The organism is Stenotrophomonas sp. JAI102 (genome assembly GCF_013409105.1).
Lineage (GTDB): Bacteria > Pseudomonadota > Gammaproteobacteria > Xanthomonadales > Xanthomonadaceae > Stenotrophomonas > Stenotrophomonas maltophilia_AA.
In genome coordinates this window covers 413,717-424,234 of sequence record NZ_JACCCI010000004.1, presented here as the reverse complement: position 1 = coordinate 424,234, position 10,518 = coordinate 413,717, and the positions used below count along the sequence as shown (strand labels likewise).

Here is a 10,518-nt window from a genome sequence, read left to right as displayed (position 1 = left end):
CCGGGCACATCTCCAAAGGCTGCCGGCCAGCGGCCGGCACTACCGCGCCCGTCTGCTGGAGGGGCCGAAGTCCCTCCAACAACACAGTTGCTACACGGACGTACTTGCGGCGGGTCCCGACAACCCACCCGTGCCCGCCCAAACCGCCACAAGCGCAGCCCCAAGCGCCCTTGCCCTTGCCCTTGCCGTTGCAGTTGCAGTTGCCGTAGCGATTGACGTACACCAACGCACAAGCGCAAAACAAAAAAAGGGCGAGGCACTCGGCCCCGCCCTCTCAATACCACCGGAAATCGAATCAGCCGCGTCGCGCGCAATACATCGACTGCGCCGGCAACACCAGCTCGCCATCCACCGCCTCGCCCACATCCGGCCCCGGCACATGCATCGCCCGCCACTCCCCCACCGGCAGCGACACCTGAGCGCGCTCAGCCGACAGATTGAACGCCAACAGCAACGTCTCCTCCCCGTGCACCCGCTCGAACATCAACACCGGCTCGGCCGAATCCAGGAAACGGATCTCCCCCACCAACAGCGTCGGCATCGTCCGCCGCCACGCCAGGAACTGACGGAACGCGTTCAACACCGACTGCGGATCATGTTCCTGCGTCGCCACCGACGCAGCCTGATGCTCCGCCGGAATCGGCAACCACGGCTCACCGGTCGTGAACCCCGCCTTCGGCGCATCGAGCCACGGCATCGGCGTGCGGCAGCCATCGCGGCCCTTGAAGTTCGGCCAGAAGGTGATGCCATACGGATCCTGCAGCGCCTCGAACGGCACATCCGCCTCGCCCAGCCCCAGCTCCTCGCCCTGGTACAGGCAGATCGAACCGCGCAGGGAGCAGAGCATCGCCACCAGCATCCGCGCCAGCCGCGGTTGGGCCGGATGACCGCCCCAGCGCGTCACCGCGCGCTCCACGTCGTGGTTGGAGATCGCCCAGCACGGCCAGCCTTCGGTCATCGTCGCTTCCAGCCGCGACACGGTGTCGCGGATGTAACCGGCGCTGAAGTCCTTCACCAACAGCTCGAAGCTGTAGCCCATGTGCAGGCGGCCCGGCGCGGTGTATTCGGCCGTGGTCGCCAGCGAATCCTCCGCGGAAATCTCGCCCAGGCTGACCGATCCCGGGTACTCATCCAGCAGCACGCGCAGCCGCTCGATGAAGCCGATGTTCTCCGGCTGCGTGTTGTTGTAGTAGTGGTACTGGTAAGCGTACGGGTTGTCCGCGCTGAAGCCACGGCCCAGGCGCTTCTCCAGCGGCTTGGCCGGGTTGTCGCGCAGCTGGGCGTCGTGGAAGCAGAAATTGATGGAGTCCAGGCGGAAGCCATCCACCCCACGGTCCAGCCAGAACCGCACGTAATCCAGCGTGGCCTGCTGCACTGCCGGGTTGTGGAAGTTCAGGTCGGGCTGGTCGGCCAGGAAGTTGTGCAGGAAATACTGCTCGCGGCGCGGCTCCCACTGCCAGGCCACGCCCCCGAAGATCGACATCCAGTTGTTGGGGGGGGTGCCGTCCTCGCGCGGATCGGCCCACACGTACCAGTCCGCCTTGGGATTGGTGCGGTCCTGGCGGCTCTCCTGGAACCAGGCGTGGTCGATCGAGGTATGGCTGAACACCTGGTCGATCATCACCTTCAGGCCCCGCGCATGCGCCTCGGCCAGCAGCCGGTCGAAATCGGCGAGCGTGCCGAACATCGGGTCGACATCGCGGTGGTCGGCGATGTCGTAGCCGAAGTCGGCCATCGGCGATTTGAAGAACGGCGAGACCCAGATCGCGTCGACGCCCAGGGCGGCGACATAGTCCAGGCGCTCGATGATGCCGGGCAGGTCGCCCACACCATCGCCGTCGGCATCCAGGAAACTGCGCGGGTAGATCTGATAGATGACGGCACCGCGCCACCATGGAGACTGCGACATTGGGGCCCCCCTTCGGGCTTCCACGGCACCCGCGAGGGGGGCCAGAAACGAACCCGACAAGCTTAGCGGCGCGCCTCCAGCGGTGGGGTCGCATGCATACGTATTCACGCCGGGCGGGGCACCTCCGGACGCATCTCCCCCCCCCGTGATGCGGCCGCCCGTCCCGCGCGGGACGACGTGGCAGCGTCCCGGATCGGCACCGTTCCGTCCCGTCTGCCCACGGCCGTCCCCGTCGAACCAGCGCCCCGCCACGTCTTCGCGGGCGGAATACGACGGCACCGCCTATAATTCCACCCAAGCCTGAAAGTCAGACCGCATGACCATCACCGAAGACACCCGCCCCGCGCTGGGCCTGCCCCAGATCCAGACGCTCGCCGCGCCCGACATGGACGCCGTCGATGCGCTGATTCGTCGTCGACTGTCCTCGGATGTCGTGCTGATCAACCAGATCGCCGACCACATCATCTCGGCGGGCGGCAAGCGCCTGCGGCCGATGCTGGTGATGCTGGCTGGCCACGCGGTCGGCCAGGCCGGACCCGAGCACCACCAGCTGGCGGCGATCATCGAGTTCATCCACACCTCGACCCTGCTGCATGACGACGTGGTGGACGAATCCAGCCTGCGGCGCGGCCGCAGCACCGCCAATGCGCTGTGGGGCAACGCCCCGAGCGTGCTGGTCGGCGATTTCCTTTACTCGCGCAGCTTCCAGCTGATGGTCGAGCTGGACCGCATGCCGGTCATGCGCATCCTGGCCGACACCACCAACCGGATCGCCGAGGGCGAGGTGCTGCAGCTGCTGCACGTCCACAACCCGGATACGGACGAGGCCGCCTACCTGCGCGTGATCGAGCGCAAGACCGCGGTGCTGTTCGCCGCGGGCACCCGTCTGGGCGCCCTGGCCAGTGGCGTCGATGAGGCCACCCAGCAGGCGCTGTACGACTACGGCATGCACCTGGGCTACGCCTTCCAGATCGCCGACGACGTGCTGGACTACTCGGCCAATGCCGATGAGCTGGGCAAGAACCTGGGCGATGACCTCGCCGAGGGCAAGGCCACCCTGCCGCTGATCCACGCGATGGCGCATTCGGATGCGACCACCCGCGAGCGCCTGCGCGAGATCGTGCAGAACGGCGATGCGACGGCGATGCCGGAAGTGCTGGCCGCCATCCATGCCACCGGTGGGCTGGACTACAGCCGCGCCCGTGCCGAGGAATACGCCGACGCCGCCGAGCGTGCGCTCGACGGCCTGGCCGACAACGATGCGGTCGCCGCCCTGCGCGGACTGGCCCGTTACGCGGTGCAGCGCTCGCATTGATTGGAAGCGTGCCGACCAACGGTCGGCACCTACCGGGCGGATCGGCATTGACGCGCGCATTCCGGTAGTGCCGGCCGCTGGCCGGCTCCGCAGAGCTGCCGGCCAGCGGCCGGCACTACCCACCGAGCGCTGGCCGATCCCCCGCGTCTCAGGACGTCTCAGCGCGTCTCGAACCGCTCGTCGAAGAACTCATCCAGTGCCTTCCACGCACGTTTGGCCGCACGCGGGTTGTACACGCAGCCCGGCGGGCTGTTGGCGTCCGATTCGGCGAAGCAGTGCACCGCGCCGCTGTAATTGGTGAATTCCCAGTCGACCTTGGCCGCGTTCATTTCCTGCTCGAAGCTGGCGATGTCATCCTTGCTCACGCTCTTGTCGTCGGCGCCATTGAGCACCAGCACGGACGGATGCGTGCCACCGGCCTTGGCCGGCAGCGGCGAGCCCAGCCCGCCATGCAGGCTGACCACACCGGCCAGCGGCGCACCGGCGCGCGCCATCTCGAGCACGGTCGTGCCGCCGAAGCAGAAGCCGACCGCGCCGATCCGGCTGGCATCCAGCGGCGCCTTCCCCGCCTGGGCCTTGAGCACCTCGATCGCCTTCAGCGCACGCGCCCGCAGCACGGGACGGTCATTGCGCAGCTTGGTCGCCACCGGCCCGGCCTCGGCATCGGTCTTCGGGCGCACGCCCTTGCCGTACACATCGGCGACCAGCACCACGTAGTCGTCGCCGGCCAGCTGCTTGGCCTTGGCGATGGCCGAGTCGTTGACGCCCTTCCAGTTGGGCACCATCACCAGCCCCGGACGCTTGTCGTTGTCACCGTCGTCGTAGACCAGCACGCCACTGAAGGTGGTGCCATCCTGGGTCCACTCCACGGGCTTGGCCTGCATCGCCGCCAGCGCGGGCAGCGCCGTCATCCCCAACAGCACCGCCGCACCCCACCGCCATTGCCTGTTCATGCGTCTGCTCCCGACAGAAAGAGCCCCGAGTGTATGACGGCCGGTTGACGGGACCGTGTAGAAGCGCGGGGTCCACGTGCCCCCCCCGCCCCCCCGCCCCCTTGATCCGGCAGGCCGGCCGCGCCCGACCTCATCTGAATTAACCACCTCCGTCCCTGTTATTGAATTAACTACCTCCGTCCCTGTTATGGCAGGCTGGCCGGCCCTGTTTACGGAACACTTCATGAGCCTTGTCGACCGTTTCCTGTCCGGCCTGGTGCCGCGCCTGCCCGAAGACGATGCGCGGATGTGGGCCTGGGTCGAAGGGGCCAGCGCCGCCGACCTGGCGCGCCTGCGCGAGCGCTGGCCGCAGGTGCCCGAGAGCCTGCTCGCACTGCTGGCGCGGGTCGACGGCACGCATTTCCGCGCCTACCCGGGTGGCGAGGTCGTGGTGCTGATGCTGGGCTCGGACGTCGAAGAGGGGCATTACCCCTACTACCTGCGCTCGGTGGAACAGATGTTCGAGGACAGCGCGCAGTGGGATGACAGCATCCGCTCGATCTACGAGGAATGGCTGGAGGAAGACCCCGAGATTCTCGGCGACGGCATCGATGCCGAGCTGCCGATGGGCAAGCGCCTGTGCTTCTCGCACTGCATGAACAACGGCGGCACTTCGATGCTGTACCTGGATTTCGATCCCGCCCCCGGTGGCACGGTCGGCCAGGTGGTGCGCTATCTGCACGATCCCGACAGCTACCGGGTGATCGCGCCGAGCTTCGATGCGTACCTGCAGCAGCTCATCGAAAACGACTACGCCTTCATCGATGAGGAAGAGGTCTGACGCGACTCAGGCGATCCCGATGCCCGGGATCGCCGTGATCTGGTCCGGATCGAAGCCGGCCAGTTCAGCGAAGTGGCGGCCACGGGCGACGTAGTCGCGGTATACGCCATAGCTCGGCGCCCCCGGCGACAGCAGCACGACCCCACCCTGCCCGCCCAGCGCCTTGCCGGCCAGGTCCATGGCCTCGGGCAGGTCGGCAGCGGCATGCAGCCCGAAGCGGCCGGCATCGGCCAGCGGCTGCAGCAGCGCGTGGATGCGTGGCCCGTTGGCCCCCATCGTGACGATCTCCACCGGCGGCACGTCGTGCGCCATGTGCGCGACGAAGTCGTGCCAGTCCAGGCCACGATCATGTCCGCCGACCAGCAGCGCGATGCGTCGCCCGGCGAAACACTCCAGCGCGGCCAGGCTCGCGTGCGGCGTGGTGCTGATCGAATCGTTGACGAAGGTGATGCCGTCGCGCACGCCGATCGTCTGCAGGCGGTTCGGCAGCGGGCGGAAATCCTGCACCGCCGGGGCCAGCCCCACCGCGTCCAGGCCCAATGCCTCGATCGCCGCCAGCACCGCGCACAGATTGCCGCGGTTGTGCCGGCCCGGCAGGGGCGTATGTGAGGTGTCGAACACCGCCTGCTCACCACGATGCACGACATCGCCACGCATGTGCCAGCCCTGCGCCTGGTTGAACCAGATGACCTCGCTCTCCGGCAGCGACAATCCTGCCAGGTGCGGGTCGGCGGCGTTGAGCACCGCGATCCGCGGCGCGGCCTCGGTGACCAGCCGCAGCTTGTCTTCGATGTAGCGTGCCTCGCTGCCGTGCCAGTCCAGGTGCTCGGGGAACAGGTTCAGCACGATGGCTACCTGCGGGTGCGCGCCACTACGCGCGACCTCGCCGGTCTGGTAGCTGGACAGCTCCACCGCCCAGTACCGCGGCACCGGCTGCGGGTCCAGCACTTCCAGCAGCGGCAGGCCGATGTTGCCGATCAGCCCGGTGCGCGCGCCAGAAGCACGCAGCAGATGCGCCAGCAGCGCGGTGGTGGTGCTCTTGCCCTTGGTGCCGGTCACGCACACGGTGTCGTGCACGATGCCGTCGGCGGCGGCCTGTTCGGCGAACCACAGCGAGGTACCGCCGATGAACTGCGTGCCCTGCGCCGTGGCGTGCAACGCAGCTTCGCCATACGGGCTGATGCCCGGCGACTTGATCACCACCTCGAACGCGGCCAGTGCCTCGCCGGTGACATCCGAACGGGCCGTCAGCGCGCCGTGGGTTTCCTCGTGCGCACCGGCGGCCTCGGCCACCGGGCAGAACAGGGTCAGCGGCAGCGACGGCAGCCGCTGCCGCAGGACGCGGAACGCCGCGCGTCCCTCACGCCCCCATCCCCACAACGCAACGCGCTTGCCTTCAAGCTGCGAAATTCGCACGCAGACGCTCCCAGATCGCCGGCGGAATGCGGTGTTCGCCTTCCAGCGCCAGCAGCGGCTCGATCTGCAGTTCGGTGGCATCCAGCTGCGGGCGGATCTCGTGGACGAAGCGCTTCACCAGCGCGTCTTCATTCCATTCCGGGCGCGCGGCCAGGGTCGCCATCGCGGCGCGCGATTCGCGGCCTTCGCCCACGCACTCGAACGGTTTGTGGTCCTGGAATTCCAACAGTGCATCGAAGCCCGGGGCCTGCTCGATATCGTCGAGCAGGTTGCGGCCGAAGATGCCGACCAGGCGCATCTTCGGCATGAACGGCGCCAGCGCCAGGAACACGAAGTGGCACTTCGGGCAGACGCCGCACCAGCGGTTCACCGGGCGCTCGCCCAGGATGTGGAAATTGCGGTTGCAGCTGGAGAAATGCGCGTCGTAAACATCGCTCTTGGCGAACTGACGCGCCACCGCCAGCTCCGAGAGCGGGCGCAGCAGCGAGTAATAGTGCAGGTCTGCCGCGACGTGCCGTTCCAGATGCTCGCCGAAGGCCTGCTCGAACGCCCAGCCCTTCGACCACTGGTGATTGACCTCGCCCGTGCCCGGAATCTGGCTGCCATAACTGGCCGAGCGCTCGTTGGAGAACACCACCTGGTCCACGCCCTGCAGCAGCGCGGCCAGCATCATGATCGCCGAGTTCACCGCGGTGACCGGGATATGACCGTTCCAGGCGCCCTGGCGGTTGAGCTCGAACAGCTCCGGGGCCAGCGTGCGGCCGATGTTGAGGATCGGCAGGCCGGTGCGCTCCGCGCAGGCGCGGATCAGCTGCGAGCCGCCGATCCACGTGACCGTTTCGGCGATGCCCAGGCTGCGCAGCGCTTCGATGCTGACCAGCGAATCCTTGCCGCCGCCGATGGCGACCAGCGCGTGTTCGCGCAGGCCCAACGCCGGCGCCGCGAAGGCCTCGCCCTCCACCGGCAGGCGGAAGCGGCCACGCAGGTTCAGGCCATTGCGGTAGGCGAATTCGCCCAGGCCGTTGAGGTACACGGTCTCGACCAGCGCCGCGGTCGCCGCATCGATCGTGTAGCTGTCGATGCGCACCTGCTCGGGCACGCCGGCCTTGTAGTAGCTCACGCCGGCGATCAGGTGCAGCAGGCGCAGGGCGCGCTGCACCGCCTCGGCGCGGTCACCCTCGAGCACGAACGGCGCGCCCGGGATGGTCACCGTCTCGATCAGCTCCGGGCCGTCATCGAAGGCGTAGACCAGCTGCGCCACGCCGGTGTCTGCGGCGAATTCGCAGCGGACGAAGCGGAAGACGGCAACCTGGTGTTTATCAAAAGCAGTCATGGTGTATCCGGTTTGGAAGGCGGCTGGCAGCACTCAAGGACCCTCATCGATGACGTCCTCGCGCGGCAGCTCGCGCTGGTTGTAGGTGTTGGCCATGACGTAGCCGTACGCGCCCGCGTCGGCGATCAGCATCACATCCTCCGGCGCTGTCGAGGCCGGCAGGCGGCGGCGCTTGCCGAACACATCGCTGGATTCGCAGATCGGCCCGACCACATCGAACATCGCTTCGGAGTAGCCGCTCAGGCGGCTGAGGTTCTCGATGTCATGCCAGGCGTCGTACAGGGCCGGACGCATCAGGGTGTTCATGCCCGCATCCAAGCCGACACGGCGGATGCCGTCCTTCTCGACCACCTGGGTGGCCCGCGCCAGCAGCACGCCGGACTCGGCCACCAGGTAACGACCCGGCTCGATCGCCAGGCGGAACGCGGGGTGCACCGCCTTCACTTCGGCCAGGCCAACGGCCCAGGCCTCCAGATCGAACGGCTCGTCATCGGCGCTGTACGGGATCGGCAGGCCACCGCCGATGTCGATGGTCTCGACGCTGCCGATGCGGCGGGCGAACCCGGCCAGTTCATCGCACATCAGGCGCCAGTGCTGCGCGGTTTCCACGCCGCTGCCCAGGTGCGCATGCAGGCCGACCACGCGGGTGCCCAGCTCGCCGGCGATGCGCACGAACTCATCCACACGGGCGATCGGCAGGCCGAACTTGGAGTCCTTGCCACCGGTGCGGACCTTGGCATGGTGGCCTTCGCCACGGCCCAGGTCCACGCGCAGCCACAGCTCGCGGTTGCTGAACAGTTCCGGCCAGCGCTGCAGCGCTTCCACGTTGTCCAGGGTGACGGTCACCCCCAGCGCGAACGCGGCATCGTACTCGGCGTGCGGCGCGAAGCTGGGGGTGAACAGCACGCGCTTGGGCGACAGCGCCGGCAGCGTGTTGAACACGTGCTTGAGCTCGCCGTGCGAGACGCACTCCAGGCCAAAGCCTTCCTGCTCCAGCACTTCCAGGATGGCCGGGTGCGAGTTGGCCTTGATCGCGTAGTAGCGCTGGTCGATCGCCTTGATCGCGTTCAGCGCGCGCGCACGCGCCCGCACCGTGGCCAGGTTGTAGACGTAGCGCGGCGTGCCGGCCTGGGCGAGGGTCAGCAGGTGCTCGCGCTGGCCGCGCCACCAGGCGGTTTCGCGCGGGCGGAGGGTGCCCGCGATTTCACGCCAGCGCGGGCCGAACACTTCGCCCTCTTCCACCGGCATCGCGCCGCTGTCGATCAGCTCGGCGTGCAGGATCGGCAGCAGCCCATCCGCATCGGCCTCGTCGATGACGAAGGTCAGGTTCAAGTCGTTGGATGACTGCGAAATCATGTGCACGCGTTCGCGGCCGAAGGTGGCCCACACGTCCGAGAGCTTGTGCAGCATCGAGCGCATGCCGCGGCCGACCAGGGTGATCGCCGCGCACGGCACGATGATCTTGACCTTGCAGATCTGCGACAGGTCGGCCGACAGCGCGGCCAGCACATCGGTGCTGACCAGGTTTTCGGACGGGTCCAGCGAGACGGTCACGTTGGTTTCGGCCGAACCGATCAGGTCGACGGAGAGGCCATGCTTCTTGAACAGCCCGAACACGTCGGCCAGGAAGCCGACCTGCTGCCACATGCCGATGCCTTCCATCGAGACCAGCACGATGCCGTTGCGGCGGCTGATCGCCTTCACGCCCGGCACCGCCGCGGCGTTGCCATCGATGCTGGTGCCCGGCAGCTCGGGGCGTTCGGTATCCAGGATCGCCATCGGCACGCCGGCATCGCGGCACGGCTTGATCGAACGCGGGTGCAGAACCTTGGCGCCGGTGGTCGCGATTTCCTGCGCTTCGTAATAGTCCAGGCGGGTCAGCAGGCGCGCATCCGGCACGTCCTTCGGGTTGGCGCTGAACATGCCCGGCACATCGGTCCAGATCTCCACGCGGCTCGCGCCGAGCAGTGCACCGAAGTACGCCGCGGACGTATCCGAACCACCGCGACCGAGGATGGCGGTGCCACCATCGGCGTGGCGCGAGATGAAGCCCTGGGTGATCAGCATGCGGGTCGGCTGGGCGCGGAAACGCGTGGCCCAGTCGGTCTCGGCACGCCACTGGCAATTCACCGACAGGCGCTGCGACCACTCGCTCTGGCTGGGCTGCGGCGGCAGCGCATCTAGCCACTCGCGCGCGTCCATCCAGCCGAAATCCAGGCCGCTGGCGCGCAGGTAGGCGGCGCCAACGGTCGAGGACAGCAGCTCGCCCTGGCCCAGCACCTCGGCCTGCCACTCCAACGGCCGGCCGGCGGCACGCGGATCGTCCAGCAGCCCGGCCAGCGCGGCCAGGCGGACGTCCAGCGCGGTGGCGTCCAGCTCGAGTTCGGTCAGGAATTCACGGTGGCGCGCGACCAGCGCGGCGACGCGGTCGCGGCTGTCGGCGGCGCCATCGGCGATCGCGGTGAGTTCATTGGTCACCCCGGACAACGCCGACACCACCACCAGCACGCGCGAGCCCGTCTCTTCCGCCCGTTTTTTCGCCAGTTTGCCGATGGTGTCCCAGCGGTGACGACGCGACACGGAGGTGCCGCCGAACTTCAGTACGATCCAGCGATCGACAAGGGGGGAAGCTGACATGGAGGTGGAGGTTTGGGTAGTGAGGGGGATCGCCCGGCACGCCGGGCCGAACCCCCGATTCTATGCCAAGCCTGGCCGTTGCAGGGCCCGGACGGCCCAGGCGGGCCGGATTTGTGCCGACACCGGTCCACGCGC

At 68.1% G+C, this 10,518-nt stretch carries 7 protein-coding genes; 2 read left to right on the top strand and 5 right to left on the bottom strand.

Going from position 1 to position 10,518, the window contains the following annotated elements:
* Positions 1 to 295: 295 nt before the first annotated feature.
* On the bottom strand, positions 296 to 1,909 hold the full coding sequence (locus HDC96_RS17155; RefSeq protein ID WP_179460990.1) for an alpha-glucosidase family protein: 1,614 nt from the start codon (positions 1,907 to 1,909) through the stop codon (positions 296 to 298).
* Positions 1,910 to 2,225: 316 nt separating this feature from the next.
* Here HDC96_RS17155 and HDC96_RS17150 point away from each other — a divergent pair, with 316 nt between their 5' ends.
* Positions 2,226 to 3,224: a polyprenyl synthetase family protein gene (locus HDC96_RS17150; protein ID WP_176990793.1), complete on the top strand. Its 999-nt coding sequence runs from the start codon at positions 2,226 to 2,228 to the stop codon at positions 3,222 to 3,224.
* A 158-nt stretch (positions 3,225 to 3,382) separates the two neighbouring features.
* On the opposite strand, the gene HDC96_RS17145 is transcribed toward HDC96_RS17150, so the two are convergent.
* Positions 3,383 to 4,177, bottom strand: coding sequence for a dienelactone hydrolase family protein (locus tag HDC96_RS17145; protein ID WP_179460989.1), 795 nt, complete (start codon positions 4,175 to 4,177; stop codon positions 3,383 to 3,385).
* A gap of 223 nt (positions 4,178 to 4,400) precedes the next feature.
* Here HDC96_RS17145 and HDC96_RS17140 point away from each other — a divergent pair, with 223 nt between their 5' ends.
* A complete protein-coding gene (locus HDC96_RS17140) occupies positions 4,401 to 4,997 on the top strand; it encodes an SMI1/KNR4 family protein (protein ID WP_179460988.1) in 597 nt (198 codons plus the stop codon).
* A gap of 6 nt (positions 4,998 to 5,003) precedes the next feature.
* Here HDC96_RS17140 and murD read toward each other — a convergent pair whose 3' ends face one another.
* Genes murD through HDC96_RS17125 form a run of 3 tightly spaced genes read right to left on the bottom strand, consistent with a single transcriptional unit; the run spans position 5,004 to position 10,383 of the window.
* A complete protein-coding gene (gene murD, locus HDC96_RS17135; protein WP_179460987.1) occupies positions 5,004 to 6,413 on the bottom strand; it encodes a UDP-N-acetylmuramoyl-L-alanine--D-glutamate ligase in 1,410 nt (469 codons plus the stop codon).
* Positions 6,394 to 7,746: a UDP-N-acetyl-alpha-D-muramoyl-L-alanyl-L-glutamate epimerase gene (gene murL, locus HDC96_RS17130; protein ID WP_179460986.1), complete on the bottom strand. Its 1,353-nt coding sequence runs from the start codon at positions 7,744 to 7,746 to the stop codon at positions 6,394 to 6,396. Before murL ends, murD begins: the two co-directional genes overlap by 20 nt.
* 33 nt (positions 7,747 to 7,779) lie before the next feature.
* Entirely contained in the window at positions 7,780 to 10,383 is a 2,604-nt protein-coding gene (locus HDC96_RS17125) for a bifunctional aspartate kinase/diaminopimelate decarboxylase (RefSeq protein WP_179460985.1), read from the bottom strand.
* Positions 10,384 to 10,518: the final 135 nt, after the last annotated feature.

Excerpts from the sequence above, each read along its gene's own strand:
- HDC96_RS17155 (WP_179460990.1), bottom strand. The coding sequence starts at position 1,909 with ATGTCGCAGTCTCCATGGTGGCGCGGTGCCGTCATCTATCAGATCTAC.
- HDC96_RS17150 (WP_176990793.1), top strand. The coding sequence starts at position 2,226 with ATGACCATCACCGAAGACACCCGCCCCGCGCTGGGCCTGCCCCAGATC.
- HDC96_RS17145 (WP_179460989.1), bottom strand. The coding sequence starts at position 4,177 with ATGAACAGGCAATGGCGGTGGGGTGCGGCGGTGCTGTTGGGGATGACG.
- HDC96_RS17140 (WP_179460988.1), top strand. The coding sequence starts at position 4,401 with ATGAGCCTTGTCGACCGTTTCCTGTCCGGCCTGGTGCCGCGCCTGCCC.
- murL (WP_179460986.1), bottom strand. The coding sequence starts at position 7,746 with ATGACTGCTTTTGATAAACACCAGGTTGCCGTCTTCCGCTTCGTCCGC.
- HDC96_RS17125 (WP_179460985.1), bottom strand. The coding sequence starts at position 10,383 with ATGTCAGCTTCCCCCCTTGTCGATCGCTGGATCGTACTGAAGTTCGGC.